This is a genomic window from Microcoleus sp. S13_C3 (genome assembly GCF_036700905.1).
Taxonomy (GTDB): Bacteria; Cyanobacteriota; Cyanobacteriia; order Cyanobacteriales; family Microcoleaceae; genus Microcoleus.
In genome coordinates this window covers 1-19,048 of sequence record NZ_JAUBPT010000100.1, presented here as the reverse complement: position 1 = coordinate 19,048, position 19,048 = coordinate 1, and the positions used below count along the sequence as shown (strand labels likewise).

Sequence of the window (19,048 nt, the reverse complement as noted above, 5' to 3'; positions counted from 1 at the left end):
TGCCCGTCTCTGGATTCAATTTAAATGCGTAGCAGCTTATCTCTCTCATACTATAGCAATCCTAAATGACTCATAAAAATTTTACCCCACCCCAACCCTCCCCTTATCAAGGGGAGGGAGTAATAAATTTACAAATGATGCGAGGATTGCTATAATTACCAACTTTTAACTTGTAGTTAACCTAAATATCTCCCAATTTTAATTAACCTTCAGGTAAACTTCCCTTAATTGAAAAGTGATAGAGTTTCATACGGAATCATCAGATTAGGGATGTTGGTTTGAAAAGGAATTTATGTCTAAAATAACTCGCCGACAACTGCTAATTTTCTTCGGCAGCAGTGCGGCTACCACTGTGCTTGCTCCTGGGCTAACTCAAAAACTGTTCAGCATCAATTCCAGCGCTGCTGAAGCTGTTGTTCCGACATCTTTCACTCCGTTAAGACTTCCCCACCCGCTGCCAATTTATCGAGAACTGCCCAGCTTCATGGCGATGGCGCCGGGGGGACAGGGAATCGTGATGGCTGCCTCGCAGGATACTAGATTAACGAGTTACAGCGTTGTTGACGATGTGGTTGTGCCGCCGGAATACGAACGCTATGTGATTGTCCGCTGGGGCGATCGAGTTTTTCCCAATCCGGCAGACTATTTCGGCTACAACAACGACTACACAGGCTTTGTAGGCCTTCGCGGCAGCAATGACGACGGTTATCTCTGGGTTAACCACGAGTATGTAGGTTTCCCGATGTCGAAAGTGGCGCCGGAAGCGCCGTCTGATCTGGCACCATTTCCAACAACCGATCGCGCCGTCCTCGGTATAGACTTATCCGTAAAGAATCGGGATACCCTCGGCGAATTCCTCTACAATCTCGGTGGTTCGATCGTCCGCATTACCAAACAGTCTAACGGCAGATTTCAGGCGATCGCCGGCGACTCCCTCAACCGACGCATTCACGGACTTTCAGGGCTCGGCATCAACAGCCAGCGTACCGACAAATACAAAGATGTCACCTCCTGGGGAACCAGACAAGGCGACGACAACTATCTTACAGGTACGGGCCCTGCTGCTACCCAAGTCTTCGCGCAAGTCAACAGCGACGGACTCGGAAACCGCATCATCGGTACAGCCTACAACTGTTCCGGCGGCACAACCCCGTGGGGCACAATCCTCTCTGCTGAAGAAAACTTCCAAGGTAGCGAACTATTCTTCGTCGGGGTTCAGGAAAACATCAAACCCAACGGCGGCCAAACGGGCTACGCCAAGGGCACTACGGGTGAGGAATTCGGCTTAGTCGGCGAAAAATACGGCTGGATGGTAGAAGTCGATCCCCAAGATCCGAGTTTCCGCCCCCGGAAGCACACATGGTTGGGCCGTTTCCGCCACGAAAACGTCGCGATTCGCGCTGAAGCAGGCCGCAGATTAGTAGTGTACATGGGGGACGATCGACGCGGCGGACACACCTGGAAATTTGTCAGCAACGGTACTGTCACGAATCCCGCAGATAAAAACAACAGCCGATTGTTTGAAGATGGGGTTTTGTACGTGGCCCAATATAACCGCAACGGTACTGGAAGATGGCTGCCACTGACATTAAATACCCCGACAAATCCGGTGCGTCCTTCTAAAGTTGGCGAGGCGGAATTAGCAAGTTTTGGCAAAGCTCAAAGAGATGCAAATACTCGCTTGCCCAAACGCGCCGGAATTGCGGGTCAAACCGAAGACGGTGGTTCTTTTGTAGTAGATACAACCAATGAAGCAACAGCAATTCCGGGCTACCAAAATAAAACTCTGGCTAATTTCTACAGCAGCCAAGGTGCAGTTTTAGTTGATGCTTTCTTAGCTGCTAATTTGATGGGTGGCACTCCGACGGCGCGGCCGGAAGATTTGGAAGTTAATCCTACTACTAAGGAAGTTTTCATTGCTTATACGGACGCCGCACCCGGAAGCGACGGCTATCCAGATTCTCGCATTTTTACTGTTGCTAAATACGGTAGCGCCGTCAACAGCACCCAGCAGTCGGGAGGACTGTACAAAATAATTGAAGACAGTCCCGATGGTGCAGGTTTGACGTTCCGCTGGCAGCGTTTGGCTCAAGGTGGAGAAGCTGGTTCGGTAGCTGGGGCGGGATTTGCTAGTGTAGACAATTTGGCTTTTGACACTCAAGGCAATATTTGGGGCGTGACTGATATGTCTACGAGCACGCACAACGGTTTTGATGTAGGTGCGAGTGGAAAGCCAACGACGATCGACCATAAAAAGACGGGAAATGTGTCAGATTTTACTGGAGTTTTCGGCAACAATTGGCTGTTTTATATTCCCACTTCTGGGCCGAATGCAGGAACAGTAATTCCGTTTGCTTACGGCCCGAATCGGTGCGAAATGACGGGGCCGACTTTTGTGGGAGATACGCTGTTGCTTTCGGTGCAGCATCCGGGGGAAGATTGCCCGATCGATGATGGTACTGTACTGAGTCGGCAAATTGAAATGTTGGATTTGAACGGTGCTGTTTTCAATCAGACTCGTAGTGTTTCTCGTGGCAGTTTGTGGCCGAGTAATATTGAGAACGATCGGCGCAGATCGCCGATGCCGTCGGTGATTGGAATTCGTCGGGTGCGATCGACTCCAACGGGTCAGTTTGTTTAAATCTCACATCTTGCACCATTCTCAAGAACAGGCAAGATGCCTGTTCCACAAAGAGTGAATTTTCTTGTGGAACAGGCATCTTGCCTGTTCATAAAAAATTTATTGAGAATGGTGCAACATCTCAGATAGTAGGGTGCGGAGCGTAAATAAGCGTTTCCCATGTATAGTCAGTGTTCTAGCTGACGCACCTTACCGGGAGCGTTAATGGTTTAAATGCGTAACAGCTTACTCTAATAAAAACCTTTGTAGTGCGGACGTGAGTCCTCTCTCCGGCTGCGGACTCAAGTTCGCAGTACGAACCTTACTTATTACTGTGGATCGATAGGCAATAGGTAAAATAGAACATGATGATTTTTGGAAATTAGTGGATGCGGCTCGATCGCCAGAATCACAAAGAAAGGGTTATAGACTATTTTGCGGTAGTGATTTTCTCTACTTATTATCTGTTTATGAGTTGATTCTCTCCGACTATAAAAACAAGTTTTCCGTGCGAGATTGTACTTATTTTATTGGCGAGCACTTCTATTTCCGGGGCAGTTAAATCAGAAACATTTATAGTTTTATAAGATTTATCTTCCCACCTAAAATCCCTGGATTTCCGGATATACATAATTTTGGGACTAATATCTTCATGCACAAATGGAGCTACATAAAATTTACACCACGGGTATCGCTTAGTCACGGATATGTGTTGTCTATCGACTTTTATTGTAGTGGTTTTTAAATAAGTTTGAATGTGTTGCGAAAAGGTAGGAAAAAGTGAGCATAGCAAAACAATTGAAAAGATGAGTAAAAACAGCGCACCCACTAACATAAAGACTATATACCCGGTTTCAAGCATGATTTTTATGAACAGAAAAATTAATAAAACTAACCCCAACTCAACCAAAATTCCTGTCCCTATCCAGTAGCCTCTCCAAAAACCCAACTTTTTTGGGGGAATCAAAATCTCTAGCTTCTCCCCATCTTTCTTCAGTTTAATCCTGCTGCCGATCAGTTTTCGTCTCGCCGCCGAGATATCGGTTTTCGGGCGGGGATTTTCCAGCGCTTCCAGCGCCTCTTTTGCAGATGCAAGGCGGCGGTTCAAACTCGGTTGTGTCATCCACTTCAGCCAATCGATTAAATCTCGGTTGAGATTAACTAATGACTCAAATTGAATTTGCAAATTACCTTGAGATAACTCGGCGGGATGCCTGCCCGTTACTAAATAAATTAATGTTGCACCCAAACTGTAAATATCCGAAGCTGGAACATTCCGCCCGCCAAATTGTTCGGGCGGCATATATCCGTAAGTGCCGACAACAGTAATCGTACCGCCTTTTCTAGCTGCTAACGTCTGTATGGAACCAAAATCAACTAAATAAACATCACCGACACTATTGCCCGATCTATTTGCCAGTAAAATATTACTCGGCTTGATATCTCGGTGAATAACTGGCGGCTGTTGCCCGTGGAGGTAGTCCAAAATTTCTAGTAATGCTTTAGCTAGTTGCTTGACTTCTGCTTTGTTAAAAGTTCGCCCGCTTTTTAACCATTCTTCTAAGGATTTGGCTGGGATATAGCTTTGTACCAAGGCGAATCCTTTACCCGTTGGTGTATCCACCTCAAAGTAATCCAGATAGCGGGGAATTGCCGGATGAGAAAGCAGTTGTAAAGTTTGTGCTTCTCTTTCAAAGAGTTTCAAGTCATCCCAGCGAACATCTTCTCCAAAAATCAGTAACTTAATCGCTACTAACTCTTCTGTGTGCAAGTCGCGCGCCATAAACGTGCGCCTTCCCGCAGTTTGACTTAGCTGTTGCTCGATTACATAACGTTCTTTTAAAACTTCACTTGCCATTTTTTGCAAACCTCTTGAGGAGAGTTATTGTTAATTTCATTTGCCACCTCTACTTTATTCACTAATAGGCAAATTTAACCATTCGCTGAGTTCCCCTGCTATCCAATCAATCTCGTCATCGATGAGATGGCTGGTAATAAGTTGATATTCCCGCGTTCCGGCCCAAATTTGAATATTGCGCCCCCGGCTGGAGTATGTATATTCATCTCTTATGAATCGTAATGTAGAGATAGCTAGCCTCGGACTTGGTGGCAGCATATTGTAACGCAAAAATCCCCAGAAATTGGAAGTAAAATAAATTTGTTCCTCATCGATTAGTAGTCGAGTGGCGATACGTCTAAGAAATACTAATTTTATGGGTTTAAAAAGTAAAAATAAACAAAAACTGCCCAAGTAAGTAACTCCGAATGCTGCGAATAATCCACCTATAAAAGAACCATTAGTAAACGCCAGAACAATCCAGGATATACTTACTAAAAGCACGTGGTACGATGCAATTAACGGAATTACTAAATAGACACTAACTAAAAACAGAGGAGAACAAGTAGAAATCACAATTTCCAAACTCTTTCTGTCTTTATTCAGTTTTACATTATTACTCGCCCTAGGGTTTCGCAGGATCGATCGCCCCCTCTGTTTCGGTTTTTCCAGTGCTTGTAACGCCCGATCGGCCGTGGTTAAGCGGCTGTTTAAATCTGGTTCGGTCATCCACTGCAGCCAGTCCACAAAATCCGAACTAATAGCGATTTTTGGCTCAAAATTAATACGCAAATCTTCCTGCGGCAAATCGGCTGGATGGACTCCCGTTACTAAGTAAATTAACGTCGCACCCAAACCATACAAATCGGAAGCCGGAACCGCGCGCCCGCCAAATTGTTCGGGCGGCATATATCCGTAAGTTCCGACTACAGTAACCGTGCTACCTTCTCTCGCTGCTAAGGTTTGAACAGAACCAAAATCTACTAAGTGAACTTCACCTAACCAACCACCTTTATTAAGGGCGGAGTGTTTTTGTTTGAGGGGCGATCGCTCTGCTAACAGAATATTACTCGGTTTAATATCTCGATGAATTACTGGCGGGTTTTGGTGTTGCAAATATATCAAAATTTCCAGCAATTTATTAGCGATTTGCTTTATTTCTTTTTCTTTAAACTTTTGTCCTGATTCAACCCATTCTGCCAAAGATTTCGCTTCAATATAACTTTGTACCAGTGCAAGGCTTTTAGTCTTTGGTGTCTGGAATTCAAAATGGTCTAAGTAACGAGGAATTGCCGGATGGGAAAGTGACTGTAAGGTTGTGGCTTCTCGTTCAAATAGTTTTAAATCGTCCCACTGGAAATCTGCACTAAAAGTAAGGATTTTGATGACTACTAACTCCTGAGTTTGTAAGTCGCGCGCCAGGAAAGTTTGTCGTCCCCCATTTTTCCCCAGGCATTGCTGAATGGCATAACGTTCTTTTAACACTCGCTCTACCATATTTTTTACTATAAATAGTGGTAGCTTTTACTATACTTCAGCATTAACGAAAATTGCTAGAAAAAAGGGGGGTTTGTTACAAACATTAATTATGATTATTATATGACTATTATGAACTCAAGCAATGGCACAAGCGTTGCTAAAGTACGCGAAGCTGTTGAGAAAGTGCTGACATAAGAGTCTTACAAAAAAAGGCCGATCGCAAATCTTTGATGCAACTGCGCCAACAAATCGGACTCGTCTTTCAAAATCCCGAACATCAATTAGTAGCTTCGACGGTAGAAGAAGATATTTCCTACGGGTTGTACAATTTAGGCTTGAGAGAATCCGCAATTGCTCAACAGGTGCAGCAGGCGATCGACCAATCCGATCTAAGCGAACTCGCCCGCGAACCAATTCACAATCTTAGTTTGGGCCAGAAAAAGCGAGTTTCCATCGCCGATATCATGGTTCTGGATCCCAAACTGCTGCTGTTAGATGAACCTACCGCCTATCTCGACCCGCGTTACACCCGACAACTGATCGGTTTACTCTAACAAATTCACAGCGCTGGAACCACAATCCTTTTAGCAAGTTACGACCTCGATTTCATCTACCGCTGGGCTGATGGGGTGTTTGTAATGGATCGGGGAAAACTGATTTTAGAAGGAACACCGGAAACCGTTTTTGCTCAGCGGGAGGTTTTGGAACAATTGCAGCTTGGCGTACCGCTGGCGATCGAGCTTATGGAGCAAATAAGGGCGATCGTTGAACAAGACGATCGCTCAAAAATGCCCGCTTTCGAGGAATTGCAACAACAAATTTTACCAAGCCGCAGGCTTGAGTTATTTGTTATTTCTTATTGGTTGAATTAAATTCTTGTGGAACAGGCATCTTGCCTGTTCATAAAAATGGTGCAAGATGTTTTCAACAGACGATCGCTCAAAAATGCCCGCTTTCGAGGAATTGCAACACCAAATTTTCCCAAACCCTAGGCTTTAGTTATTTGTTATTTCTTATTGGTTGAATTAAATTCTTGTGGAACAGGCATCTTGCCTGTTCCTAAAAATGCTGCAAGATGTAAGTTCCTGTGATTTACTAACTTCGATCGTACCAACTTTGCAGCGCCACGCGATGAACTTCCCGCCAGCTAATATTTTTAATTCGGGCAATTTCCGCGCAATCTTCGTATTCCGGCTGTACATTAACAATCGTTTCTCCCGACTTCGCAACTTTTATCTTGACTTCGCCGTATTCTGTTTGAACTGTCTGAATTTCCCGGTGTAAAATAGTCCTCTGTTGAGTCGAGATCCTAATTCCCAGAGTAGTAGTCTCGCGAAAGATCACAGCTTCGCAAGCATCCTCAAATTCTGGATGACAAATCGCAGTTAACAAAACCCCAAGCCGCGACTTTTTCATCACAATTGGGGCCGTAAAAACATCCAGAGCTCCGACGCCAAACAAAGCCTCAAAAACATAGCCGATCGCCTGCGGGCTCAAATCATCAATTTGCGTTTCCAACACCGTAATAGTTTCTATGGAATTGGGCATTGGGCATTGGGCATCGGGCATTGGGAATTGGGAATTGGGCATCGGGAATTGGGAATGACTACCCGTCTTTCCTCCACTCTCTCCCACTCCCACTCTCCCACTCTCCCCCTCTCCCACTCTCCCCCTCTCCCCCTCTTGCTTCTCCCCAATCCAGAGGCGCAAAATATTAGGAATTGCCAGGTTTCGAGAACCTGCACCCAAACCGATCGCCTGAATTTGCATCGACGGTGGCGGGCCGAAAGCAGAGGCGAGAGTACAGGCGATCGCAGTTCCCGTAGGAGTGCACAATTCGCGATCGATCCCATTGCTATAAACCGGCACTCGGTGCGTTTCCCACAACCGCATCACCGCCGGCGTCGGCACCGCTAATCGGCCGTGGGCCGCCTTCACCGTACCGCCACCAGTCGGCATCGCCGAAAAGTAAAACTCCTGAATATCCAACCAATCCAAACCCAAACAAGTACCGACAATATCAATAATTGCATCCGTCGCCCCCACCTCGTGAAAGTGAACCTCGCTTGCGGGGATACCGTGTACGGCAGCCTCTGCCTCTGCTAATTTGCCAAATACGGCCAAACTCCAGGCTTCCACGCGCGGAGGCAATTTTGCAGAGACGATGATTTGCTCAATTTCGGGCAAATTGCGGTGATGACTGTGGCTAATTTCTGCATCTGCTTCCCCGTGACTGTGAGAATGTTCTTCCCCGTGATGATGGTGGCGGCGGGCGTCGAAAGTCGGGGATTCCGTTTCTGAGGGATCGAGTTCGGTAGCAGGATTTTCCGGTTTTAACGACAAATCCGCAGCTAAATCGACATAAAATTTAGTTGCTTGTTGAGTATTCCGGTGGACTAATTCCGTCCGCAACTGGTACTCTGTCGAAATGCCGAGCAAATTGAGTTTTTCGATTAGGTATTCTAAAGGAACGCCGGCGTGGATGAGAGCTCCGATGCACATATCGCCAGCAATGCCGGTTGGACAGTCAAAATAAGCTATTTTATTCATTGTTAACAATTAATTTTCAGCATTGATTGTTTCACTCTATATTTCGATCGCCCACTTAGCCTGCAATATCTTAACATGGCAACTATTTACGAAGTGCATCCAGTTGCACCCCAAAGAGACCGGATCGAGAAAATTCAAAAAGCTCTGAAAGATGGGGCAGTGATGCTTTATCCGACAGATACAGTTTACGCGATCGGCTGCGATCTCAACTCTAAGTCTGCGGTAGAACGAGTCCGCCAGATCAAGCAACTCTCCAATGATAAGCCTTTAACGTTCCTGTGTTCCTCTCTGTCAAATATCACCGACTATGCTACAGTCAGCGATGAAGCATACAGAATTATCAAGCGGTTAATACCGGGGCCTTATACATTTCTGCTGCCAGCTACCAAGTTAGTGCCACGGTTGGTAATGAGCCCAAAACGGAAAACCACTGGAATTCGCGTTCCCGACCAGCGGCTTTGTTTTACACTGTTGGAAGCCTTGGGAAATCCAATTATTTCAACATCCGCTAACATTACCACGGATGATGAAGGTGCTGCACCCGTGCCAGCAGGAAAAGCAGAAAGTTTTGGCAAAGCTGAACTTTTTGACTGTTTTTCAAAGTTAGTAGATGTCATTGTCGATGACGGTTCTGATCCGGGATATCAAGTTTCTACCATTCTCGATTTGACAGCAAGCGAACCGATTGTTGTTCGCCGTGGTTTGGGTGCGGAAGCAGTCGCCGTTTGGGAAAAAGATTAATTTTGGAGATACAAGAAAATTTACTTTTTGTGGAACAGGCATCTTGCCTGTTCTTGAGAAGAGTGAAATAGGAGCCAGAACCCCGACTTGTTCAAGAAGTTGGGGTTCTGAATAGATTAACTCAAAACTGCTTTAAGCTTCTACCTTAACTCCTTTCCAAAAAGCAATATATCCGGCAATATTTTTAGCAGCATCTTTCGGAGTAGGATAGTACCACGCAGCGTCTTTATTAACTTGTCCGCCGACTTCGACACTGTAGTAACTAGCAACACCTTTCCAACCGCAAGTAGTGTGAGTGCTGCTGTCCTTGAAATACTCACGGTTGATGGCATCGGCGGGGAAATAATAGTTATTGTCTACAATTTCGCACTTGTCGCTCTCGGCCAAAACGGCACCATTCCAAATTGCTTTCGGCATCAGTTTTCCTGCTTAAATTGAGATTCTCAATTATTGTAACTGTATTTGTGCTCAAAAGGCATAGAATAGTTGAGAAGCCAACAACCAACTACTGCAAATGTCAGCGTCTCATCCGCCAATATCTTCTGTGCCACTGTCCCTGGAACAAGCTCTTAAACATTTTTTTGGCTATGACTCTTTCCGTCCGGGGCAGCAGGAAATTGTCGAAGCTGCTTTACAAAAACGGGATATGATGATTGTCATGCCGACGGGCGGTGGCAAGTCTTTGTGTTTTCAATTACCGGCACTGTTGAAACCGGGATTGACAGTGGTTGTGTCGCCGTTAATTGCTCTGATGCAAGACCAGGTGGAAGCTTTGCAGGATAATGGAATTGGGGCGACTTTTCTCAACAGCACTTTGAGCTCTCAGGAAACCCGATCGCGCGAAACTGCGATTCTCGAAGGTAAGATTAAATTGCTCTACGTTGCACCCGAACGCTTGCTGGGTGAGAGATTTTTACCGTTTTTAGATATAGTAGCAAATAAGTTAGGAATTTCGGCATTTGCGATCGACGAAGCCCACTGCGTTTCGGAATGGGGGCACGACTTTCGACCAGAATACAGGCAAATGCAGCGAGTGCGCGATCGATATCCCGACATTCCCATTATGGGACTAACCGCCACCGCCACCGAGCGCGTCCGCCAAGACATAATCCAGCAGCTAACTCTGCGAAATCCCTACATCCACGTCGCCAGCTTCAACCGCCCCAACTTATACTACGAAGTTCGCCCCAAAACCAAACACAGTTTTGCCGAAGTTTTGCAAATTATCCAAAAAAAAGGCGGTTCGGGAATTATCTATTGCCTCAGCCGCAAAAAAGTTGACGAAGTTGCCTATAAATTGCAACAAAGTGGCATCCAAGCCTTACCATACCACGCCGGCATGAACGATGTCGATCGCGCCACCAATCAAACCCGCTTCATTCGCGACGACGTGCAAGTAATGGTAGCCACAATAGCCTTCGGTATGGGCATTAACAAACCCGACGTGAGGTTTGTAATTCACTACGACTTACCCAAGAATCTCGAAGGATACTATCAAGAATCCGGCCGCGCAGGCAGAGACAACGAACCCGCCCATTGCAGCTTATTTTTCGGCTACGGCGATGTCAAAATGATCGACTACATCATCGAGCAAAAACCCGATCCGCAAGAACAACGAATTGCCCGCCAACAGTTGCGACGAGTAATCAACTATGCAGAATCCACCGAGTGCCGTCGCACAATCCAGTTAAGTTATTTTGGCGATTCATTCCCCGGAAACTGCGGTACTTGCGATAACTGTTGCAACCAAAAACCAGTAGAAGATTGGACGATTGAGGCAATGAAATTTCTGTCTTGCGTCGCGAGATGCCAAGAAAAATTCGGCATGAATCACATTATAGACGTGCTGCGCGGTTCAAAAAATCAAAAAGTATTGCAATACCAGCACCACCAACTTTCTACTTACGGAATTGGCAAAGATAGAAGTGCTGATGAATGGAAAAAGTTGAGTCGTTCGCTGTTAAATCAAGGTTTTTTAGAGGAAAGAACAGACGGGTTTCCCATTTTGAAACTGAATGAAAAAAGTTGGGAAATTATGAAACGTCAGCGCACAGTTGAAATCGCCATTGAACCGCAGCGGGAAGTACAGGCGAAAGTTCGTTCTTTGGCAGTAGAAGTAGAAGCTTTATTTACCATACTGCGGACGCTACGCAAACAAATTGCCGATGAACAATTTGTGCCACCTTACGTGGTTTTTGCTGATAAAAGCTTGCGAGATATGGCAGAAAAACGCCCGCAGACTCTCAGAGAATTCGAGGATGTTTACGGCGTTGGTAGCAACAAGCGAGATAAGTACGGTAAGGTTTTCTTGGAGGCAATACGCACTTTTTGCCAAGAACAAGACTTGCCCACAGGTGCTGCATCTTCTGATGTTGCTAATCTTCCCAATCTTCCCAACATTGCGTCTTATTCGCAGATGCAAACCTGGGAATTATACCGACAAGGTTTGACAGTTCAAGGAATAGCGAATGCGCGGGGTATGAGTCCTAATACTATTTCTGGGCATCTGATAGAATTGATGGAAATGGGCAGGGAAGTTGATATAAATTTGTTGGTGGAACCGGAACGCCAGCAGGCGATAGTGTACGCTATTGAAGTTATGGGGGATGAAAAACTGAGAGCAATTTATGATTTTTTGGAAGAACGTTATACGTTTGAGGAAATTAAGTTTGTGCGGGCTTGGTGGCGGCAAAATTATGTCGGTTTTTAACCGCAGATGTATGCAGATGAACGCTGATGGACGCAGATAATTAATAGAGAGGAGGGGGAAATGAGAATTAAGAAAGTAGCTTTTTGGGATAATTTACGAGAGTGGCGTTTTGAACCGATATATTTTTCCAACTTGGCTTTATTAGTTGGTGTCTCCGGTGTCGGCAAAACACAAATTTTAAAAGGAATTTTGAATTTACAACAGATAGCTAATGGTGGTTCATTAAATGGTTTAGGATGGGACATTACCTTTGCGACATTAAATAATGTCGAGTACCGCTGGCAAGGCGAATTTGAAACAAAAGAAAATCTGCCCTTCATTCTTAATGATGACGGCGAAACTAATGAATTTAGAATAGTTAGTGAAAATTTATTCAGAGAGGGAAATACAGTTGTACAAAGAACACCTAATGAAATTATATTTAAAGGCAAGACCACGCCCAAATTGTCTCCGTTCCAAAGCGTAGTTGAAATTTTAAATCAAGAAGAAGATATTTCACCTGTTCACCAGGCTTTTAATAAAATAACTAGCAATGATTCGAGTTCAATAGATTATTACGATATAAACTATACAATGATATCAAGGATACAAAAAAGTGATGTTTTATTAGATGATATTAAGGAAAGCGATATGCCTATCCAGATAAAATTAGCTTTTATTTTCCGCATTTTTTCCGATATTTTTCATAAAATAAAAGGCATATTTATACAAGCTTTTCCTCAAGTGGAAGACCTAAAAATAGAACCAGTACAAGATGAGGAATCATCATTTATTAGTTTTCCCATTCAAATCAAAGAAAAAGGTGTCAATAATTGGATTTTCCAAAATAATATTTCTTCAGGAATGCTGAAAACGCTAATTCATATTAGCGAATTGTACTTGTCGCCAGAAGGCACTGTAATCTTGATCGATGAATTTGAAAACAGCTTGGGAATTAACTGTATCGATGTTGTGACAGATTTGATTGTGGGAAATAGAAATATTCAATTCATTCTCACCAGCCATCATCCTTACATAATCAATAATATTGGGATGGAGCACTGGAAAATAGTCACTCGCAAAGGTGGGGTTGTAACTGTGATAGATGCTAAAGATTTGAACTTGGGAAAATCGAGGCATCAAGCTTTCATGCAACTGATTAATCTTGAAGAATACAGCGAAGGAATTAAAGTTTAATGAATCTGTATTTTTTGGTCGAAGGAACACAATCGGAGAAAAAACTTTATCCTGCTTGGCTGGCTTATCTTTTACCGGAGTTGCAGCGAGTTGACAATTGCGATGATGTGAAGGAAAAAAATTATTACTTGATTAGCGGTGAAGGATATCCTTCGTTATACAATTATATCCCGCCTGCGATCGCGGAAATCAACTCAAACGGAAAATACAGCTATTTTGTAGTGTGTCTGGATGCCGAGGAAAATACTGTTTCTGATCTCAAAACTGAAATTGAGGATTTTTTAACTCAGCAAAAATTGAAATTAAACAATGCAGAACTTGTGCTGATATTTCAGAATCGATGCTTGGAAAGTTGGCTGCTGGGCAATCGCAAGATTTATTCCAGAAACCCTCAAAGCAAACCTTTATTAGATTATACTAAATATTATGATGTTTCAGTTAACTGTCCTGAAAACATGGGAAAATCTCAAGAGTTTAATACTCACGCTCAGTTTCATGGAGCTTATTTGAGAGCGTTATTTGAAGCTAAAAATATCACCTATTCTAAGAAACGACCTGGAGATGTACTCAAGCAATTTTATTTAGAACAGCTATTGGCAAGAATTCAAGTTCACCCAGAACAACTTACTACTTTTCGACATTTCATCGATTTTTGTAATAGAGTTAAATCCAAATTGCCAAATTAAATGGCAACAATTATACGACTTACGTAGAACCTCTATATGTAGGGTTCCATGTACACCACACCTTAGCGCTATAATTCGCGCGTCAAACCACTTAGGATTCTCTGTGCTCCGCGTTCAACCTACACTTTACAAGTGTACAATAAATAGTTGACTTCGTTAGCCAACCATTCGTTAAACAGATTGTGCAATATTTCTTGATACCGTTCAGGGGTTAATTCCGCCGGGAGAAACTTTTCAACCAGGAACAAGTGATATCCTATATCTGTTTCAATTGGACGAATCACTTCTCCGGGTTTAGCGCTAAATACGGCGACGGCTATGTCTGGTTTTAAACCCCACCGATAAACCTTGCCTTGGCAACCGCATATATGCCGACGATTTTCGTCAATATCGTAAAGGTGAGCGGCATCAAAAAAGCTGATTTCTCCTTCTTGAATTTGATAAAATAGTTCCTGAGCAAGCTGGGGGTTGGAAACAACTATTTGATAAAGAATTATTTGGTCGAATTGCAATTTGTTTTGAATAAAAATCTTTTCTACTTCTTTGCTGAACAAGTGTTCAGCTAGTTTTTGGCTGAGGAGCCGATCGCAAATTCCGGCTTCTAAATCTTCTACAGAAATCATCTGATCGACCAGCCAAGCAATCGTGTCCGCCGCTTTCTCCAAACGCTTCTCGCGGCGGAGTTGGTCGCCCACAGCTTGAATTTCGTCGGGAGTCACAGTTAACCCCCGTTCCCGGGCTGCTTTCTCAATAACTTTTTTCTGCAAAACCTTTTGACTAAATGTCTTTATTTGCTGCTCTTGTCTGAGTAGTTGGATGATTTCACTTGCTTCTATCAATGGCCCGTAAAAGTCCTTCATCTTTCTCTCTCCACCTATATAACTTTATTAATCTCATCCCCCGACGCTTCCTGCAGGGTAGTTGGGGTTAACGGTTAGCTACAAGATGTTATTTGGCAAACTAATAAAATCAGCATTGCTCAAAGTTGTTGCACCCGCTGTGTTAACTGTTCCCAAAACAACAGCTAAAATTCGAGCGCCATTATTTGAACTAAACTTGAGCACAGTCGCGTCTGTCGTACCGTCACCATCAGTATCAAACGCGACGAGTGTCAAGTCTGTTACCGAAAGCCCCCCGGTTAGCCCAATTCGATCGCCTTCAGCGGGATTGAAATCAAGGACTCGATCGGCTAACAATGGATTAGCTGCTGCACTCGCTGTTTCGGGTCTAAATGCAAAGGTATCAGCCCCACTACCTCCAATCAATGTATCGCTGCCGAAGTCGCCGCAAAGAAAATCGTCGCCGTTGCCGCCAATCAGTAAATCTTGACCTTTTCCTCCCCGCAAAGTGTCCTTTCCATCGCCTCCATCCATCCCATCGTCACCTCTGTTACCTGTGACAATATCGTCGCCGCTTCCTGCAAAAATTCGATCGAGCCCGCTACCGCAAATAATCACATCGCTGTCGCTGGTGCCGAGCCAATATCCGTCGCCGTTGCTGTCGTAGCTGATAGTTAATGCTGCAGGATAGTTTTCTGGGGCGACCATTTCTGGAGGCGCGGTTGTCTGAGCATTGCTGTTGGTATTGTTACCGGGAAGTGCGATCGAATTATTGCTGTTACTGTTATCTGTCGGATTAGAAGTGATCGCGCTGCTGTCACCACCACCCGTACCGATCGCATTCTCATTATTTGAGGGTGCTGGTGCTGGTGTTGGCGCTGGTGTTGGCGCTGGTGTTGGCGCTGGTGTTGGCGCTGGTGTTGGCGCTGGTGTTGGCGCTGGTGTTGTTGGTGGAGCGCCTGTAGCAGCGGTTGCTTCTGCACTGCCAGAAGTAGCTCCCGGAGTATAGGCTGTCTGATTGCTAGTGCTACTGCCTGTGGGGGAAGTTACTGTCGCGCTGCTGTTGTTAGTAACGCCTTGATTATTGGCGATCGAGTTGGTTTCGCTCGAACTGCTACTATCTGAAGGCGCTGGCACTGGTGCGGGGGCTGGTGCGGGGGCTGGTGCTGGTGCGGGCGCGGGCGCTGGGGCTGGTACGGGCGCTGGGGCTGGCGCGGGCGTTGCTGCTGTCGCTGGCGCTAGAGCGGGGGCTGGTGCTGGCGCTGGAGCGGGGGCTGGTGCTGGCGTTGCTGCAGGAGCCGTTGCTGTCGCTGGCGCTAGAGCTGGTACGGGCGCTGGGGCTGGAGCGGGCGTTGCTGCAGGAGCCGTTGCTGTCGCTGGCGCTAGAGCGGGGGTTGGTGCGGGGGCTGGTGCGGGCGCTGGTGCGGGGGCTGGTGCGGGGGCTGGTGCGGGCGTTGCTGCAGGAGCCGTTGCTGTCGCTGGCGCTAGAGCGGGGGTTGGTGCGGGCGCTGGAGCGGGCGCTGGTGCGGGCGTTGCTGCAGGAGCCGTTGCTGTCGCGCTTGAAGTCGGAGGAGCACTGGAAGAAGCGGAAGCTTCTGCGCTCCCGCTACTAGAGGTAGCTCCGGCAGCATAGGCTGTCTGAGTGCTGGTACTGCTTCCTGTAGGGGAAGTGGCTGTCGCGCTGCTGGTACTGCCTGCGCCGCTCTCCGAAGTGGAGGAAGTGGATTGGGCAGAACTGCTGCTGCTGCCTCCTAAAGCTTCGCTGGGAGTAGAAATGTTAGAACTGTTAGCTGTTGGGGCTGATTCTGAAGATGCTGAATAGTTAGTAGGTTCACTACTACTTGCAGCAGTTCCACCTGCTAACAAGCTAGAACCACTTGGACTGCTGCTACCCACCGTTGGGGTAGGAGGAGCAGATGCGTCTAATTGAGGCATCGCTGTTAATCTCCTTAAAATTTGTTTTAAGCTGGATAAATCAACTGAAGATTGCTGTGGGTCAAAGCAATGGAGCTATACATTTTTATTGTGATTTCATTACCCTATCGAGATAAAAGAAATTATTTAATTTCTATTATTCACGGAATCTACTTTGGGAAATTGGGAAATGACGGCGGAGTGTAGGCGATCGCAAATACCTGACCGTAAGCAACCGCTAGAGAACCACCGTAAGGCGAAGATACTGCCAAAGACTGAGAACTAGCAGCAATTGAGGTGAATGCACCGATCGCTGAGCCGAAAACACCGATATCGACTGAAGAAAAACCGCCAACAATATTGCCTTCGTCAGAAAGTTTCTCCAAATATGTCAAATCCTCAATACTCATTAATTTTTACCTCTATCTGATTACTCTTCTTGGAGACGGCTGTAATTTTGACTTAAAAACTGTGTAATTCTCTCGTTCCGCTGCCAGCATTTCGGACTTATTCTACTAGCAGCGGCCGACTCAATTCCTAATTGGTAACCGCTATGGAAAATGAACCGGATTGACTCGATACAGGAGTCGCAACTGTGCTGGTAGCTGTCTTGCTAAATGAGCCATAACCGATCGCCAAAGAACCAGCCTCGGCTACTGCTATGTTGCCATATGCTACGCCAGCAGTTAATGAACCGAATAAAACTGTGCCGTAGATGACATCAGCTTCATAGAAACTGCCGCCTTCTATTCTGCTTGCTTCCGAAACAACTTCGACATGGTTCAGGTCTGAGATAATCATGGTTTTTTTCCTTTAATATTGCAGGTTTGTTTTGACTTGAAAACTGTGTAATTCTCTCGTTCCGCTGCCAGCATTTCGGACTTATTCTACTAGCAGCAGCCGACTCAATTCCTAATTGGTAACCGCTATGGAAAATGAACCGGATTGACTCGATATAGGAGTCGCAACTGTGCTGGTAGCTGTCTTGCTAAATGAGCCATAACCGATCGCCAAAGAACCAGCCTCGGCTACTGCTATGTTGCCATATGCTACGCCAGCAGTTAATGAACCGAATAAAACTGTGCCGTAGATGACATCAGCTTCATAGAAACTGCCGCCTTCTATTCTGCTTGCTTCCGAAACAACTTCGACATGGTTCAGGTCTGAGATGATCATGGCTTTTTTCCTTGTTTGTTAACTGCTTGCTCGAAGCAATCTTGTTTGCTTTCGATGTACCTAATATATCTAGACTAATTAGAGCTGTGTTGCCAATTTGGCAGATTTGTGGGAAATTAAAATGTAAAGTTAGCTTCATAAATATTTGTAATTTTTTTGTTCAAAAGCTACAAAAAATCGCTCTATTTTGACATAGAAAAACCAGCCTCGTTTTATTGTTTATGGACGAGACTGGAAGATAGTAGTATTTCGCTCAATTGATAACTTGTATAGACAAATACTGCCCCTGCAAAACCCCAGAAATTACAGGTCAACCGATTTTAGATTTTAGATTTTAGATTTTAGATTGAATCAACGTATAGCCTTTCTCAGAAAGATGAGGTACTCATGGGCATAGGCCTCCGTGGGCATAGGGCATAGGCCTCCGTGGGCATAGGGCATACCTCACTTTTTTGAGAACCGCTATAAAACGTTATTATCTTAGATCCCCGACTTCTTAAAGAAATCGGGGATCTGGGTATTCCATTTTTTTAGGTTGACCTACTTAACAAAGTATCAGGTACGATCGCCACACCGTGTTGCCATTTTGGCAGATTTATCTGAAATCAGAATGTAACGATAACTTGATTAATTTTTATTAAGAACCGGGTCGAAAAATGTTGTGTAGCTACTAAAAAACCCGATCGCCCGCGGTGAGTCAACCAAAAAATTGGTACACCCAACGCCCGCAACCGGGTTGTGTTTCGATCGACTAATTTACTTGCCCGCAAAATTAAACAAACGTGTCTTAAACCCAGCAAAAAATCCTTGATTTTGAACCTCAACCGTCGGTGCCAAGATATTTTGCCCTTCAGCATTGACTTCCAGTCCAAAACCTCTGGTATCTGGGTGCAACTCGCTAAAAGCCTCAGTTACATAACCCCCTCGAACTCCGGCTCGTTTTTCCCTCACCACCTCCAGATGATCTAAATCGGCAATTTTGCCCAATGCAGACTTAGTTTCCGATTTACTCGACTTGCTGATTTGACTGTTTTCCTTAAGCAAGCGGTTGGAAGTGCGGTAAGGGATGTAGTCGAGAGGGTTGTAACCCGTGCAGCGCAAAAGTAAAAAACAAGCCCAAGAATACTTTCCTGCCAAAATTGCTGAAACTATCTCATCCAATTGTTCGGGTTTGATTCCAACTTGGGAATGATTGGCAGAATGGTGAAATTGGGAATTCATAGTTTTATCCTGTTTTTTGTAAATTAGTTGACTGTTGACTGTTGACTGTTGACTGTTGACTGTTGACTGTTGACTGTTGACTGTTGACTGTTGACTGTT

Annotated in this window: 19 protein-coding genes; 9 read left to right on the top strand and 10 right to left on the bottom strand. The window is 45.1% G+C overall.

Annotated features, from left to right (window positions below):
• Positions 1-292 precede the first annotated feature (292 nt).
• Positions 293-2,641 (top strand): PhoX family phosphatase, encoded by a 2,349-nt coding sequence (locus tag QUA16_RS24035; RefSeq protein ID WP_333106353.1) that lies wholly within the window; start codon positions 293-295, stop codon positions 2,639-2,641.
• A 439-nt stretch (positions 2,642-3,080) separates the two neighbouring features.
• On the opposite strand, the gene QUA16_RS24030 is transcribed toward QUA16_RS24035, so the two are convergent.
• Together QUA16_RS24030 and QUA16_RS24025 are read right to left on the bottom strand one after the other, a co-directional pair.
• The gene (locus QUA16_RS24030; RefSeq protein ID WP_333106352.1) at positions 3,081-4,478 is read right to left on the bottom strand and encodes a serine/threonine-protein kinase; all 1,398 of its coding nucleotides are present in this window, start codon (positions 4,476-4,478) and stop codon (positions 3,081-3,083) included.
• Positions 4,479-4,532: 54 nt separating this feature from the next.
• Entirely contained in the window at positions 4,533-5,954 is a 1,422-nt protein-coding gene (locus QUA16_RS24025; RefSeq protein ID WP_333106351.1) for a serine/threonine-protein kinase, read from the bottom strand.
• A gap of 173 nt (positions 5,955-6,127) precedes the next feature.
• Between QUA16_RS24025 and QUA16_RS24020 the strand changes: the two genes are divergently transcribed.
• Entirely contained in the window at positions 6,128-6,490 is a 363-nt protein-coding gene (locus QUA16_RS24020) for an ABC transporter ATP-binding protein (RefSeq protein ID WP_333106365.1), read from the top strand.
• Positions 6,491-6,574: 84 nt separating this feature from the next.
• Entirely contained in the window at positions 6,575-6,808 is a 234-nt protein-coding gene (locus tag QUA16_RS24015; RefSeq protein ID WP_333106349.1) for a hypothetical protein, read from the top strand.
• A gap of 223 nt (positions 6,809-7,031) precedes the next feature.
• Here QUA16_RS24015 and larC read toward each other — a convergent pair whose 3' ends face one another.
• On the bottom strand, positions 7,032-8,486 hold the full coding sequence (gene larC / locus QUA16_RS24010; RefSeq protein WP_333106348.1) for a nickel pincer cofactor biosynthesis protein LarC: 1,455 nt from the start codon (positions 8,484-8,486) through the stop codon (positions 7,032-7,034).
• A gap of 75 nt (positions 8,487-8,561) precedes the next feature.
• Here larC and QUA16_RS24005 point away from each other — a divergent pair, with 75 nt between their 5' ends.
• The gene (locus tag QUA16_RS24005; protein ID WP_333106347.1) at positions 8,562-9,227 is read left to right on the top strand and encodes an L-threonylcarbamoyladenylate synthase; all 666 of its coding nucleotides are present in this window, start codon (positions 8,562-8,564) and stop codon (positions 9,225-9,227) included.
• Between the two features lie 132 nt (positions 9,228-9,359).
• On the opposite strand, the gene QUA16_RS24000 is transcribed toward QUA16_RS24005, so the two are convergent.
• Positions 9,360-9,644: a DUF427 domain-containing protein gene (locus QUA16_RS24000; RefSeq protein ID WP_190738299.1), complete on the bottom strand. Its 285-nt coding sequence runs from the start codon at positions 9,642-9,644 to the stop codon at positions 9,360-9,362.
• A 97-nt stretch (positions 9,645-9,741) separates the two neighbouring features.
• Here QUA16_RS24000 and recQ point away from each other — a divergent pair, with 97 nt between their 5' ends.
• From recQ to QUA16_RS23985, 3 genes are read left to right on the top strand one after another with little or no spacing between them, the layout of a single operon-like run.
• Positions 9,742-11,937, top strand: coding sequence for a DNA helicase RecQ (gene recQ, locus QUA16_RS23995; RefSeq protein WP_333106346.1), 2,196 nt, complete (start codon positions 9,742-9,744; stop codon positions 11,935-11,937).
• Positions 11,938-11,997: 60 nt separating this feature from the next.
• Positions 11,998-13,113, top strand: a complete 1,116-nt coding sequence (locus QUA16_RS23990; RefSeq protein WP_333106345.1) for an AAA family ATPase — start codon at positions 11,998-12,000, stop codon at positions 13,111-13,113.
• Positions 13,113-13,799, top strand: coding sequence for a hypothetical protein (locus QUA16_RS23985; protein WP_333106344.1), 687 nt, complete (start codon positions 13,113-13,115; stop codon positions 13,797-13,799). Before QUA16_RS23990 ends, QUA16_RS23985 begins: the two co-directional genes overlap by 1 nt.
• Positions 13,800-13,918: 119 nt before the next feature.
• On the opposite strand, the gene QUA16_RS23980 is transcribed toward QUA16_RS23985, so the two are convergent.
• Positions 13,919-14,659 (bottom strand): peptidylprolyl isomerase, encoded by a 741-nt coding sequence (locus QUA16_RS23980; protein ID WP_333106343.1) that lies wholly within the window; start codon positions 14,657-14,659, stop codon positions 13,919-13,921.
• Positions 14,660-14,737: 78 nt separating this feature from the next.
• On the bottom strand, positions 14,738-15,775 hold the full coding sequence (locus tag QUA16_RS23975) for a hypothetical protein (protein WP_333106342.1): 1,038 nt from the start codon (positions 15,773-15,775) through the stop codon (positions 14,738-14,740).
• Here QUA16_RS23975 and QUA16_RS23970 point away from each other — a divergent pair.
• Both QUA16_RS23970 and QUA16_RS23965 read left to right on the top strand, forming a co-directional pair.
• A complete protein-coding gene (locus tag QUA16_RS23970; RefSeq protein WP_333106341.1) occupies positions 15,735-16,271 on the top strand; it encodes a hypothetical protein in 537 nt (178 codons plus the stop codon). The two genes, QUA16_RS23975 and QUA16_RS23970, sit on opposite strands and share 41 nt — an antisense overlap.
• Positions 16,272-16,280: 9 nt before the next feature.
• Positions 16,281-16,460, top strand: a complete 180-nt coding sequence (locus QUA16_RS23965; RefSeq protein WP_333106340.1) for a hypothetical protein — start codon at positions 16,281-16,283, stop codon at positions 16,458-16,460.
• 262 nt (positions 16,461-16,722) lie between these two features.
• Here QUA16_RS23965 and QUA16_RS23960 read toward each other — a convergent pair whose 3' ends face one another.
• The 4 genes from QUA16_RS23960 to QUA16_RS23945 form a co-directional block, all read right to left on the bottom strand.
• Positions 16,723-16,962, bottom strand: a complete 240-nt coding sequence (locus tag QUA16_RS23960; RefSeq protein WP_333106339.1) for a hypothetical protein — start codon at positions 16,960-16,962, stop codon at positions 16,723-16,725.
• Between the two features lie 127 nt (positions 16,963-17,089).
• Positions 17,090-17,353, bottom strand: coding sequence for a hypothetical protein (locus QUA16_RS23955; RefSeq protein WP_333106338.1), 264 nt, complete (start codon positions 17,351-17,353; stop codon positions 17,090-17,092).
• 111 nt (positions 17,354-17,464) lie between these two features.
• A complete protein-coding gene (locus QUA16_RS23950; protein WP_333106337.1) occupies positions 17,465-17,728 on the bottom strand; it encodes a hypothetical protein in 264 nt (87 codons plus the stop codon).
• Positions 17,729-18,484: 756 nt separating this feature from the next.
• Positions 18,485-18,949: a HetP family heterocyst commitment protein gene (locus QUA16_RS23945; RefSeq protein ID WP_333181365.1), complete on the bottom strand. Its 465-nt coding sequence runs from the start codon at positions 18,947-18,949 to the stop codon at positions 18,485-18,487.
• Positions 18,950-19,048: the final 99 nt, after the last annotated feature.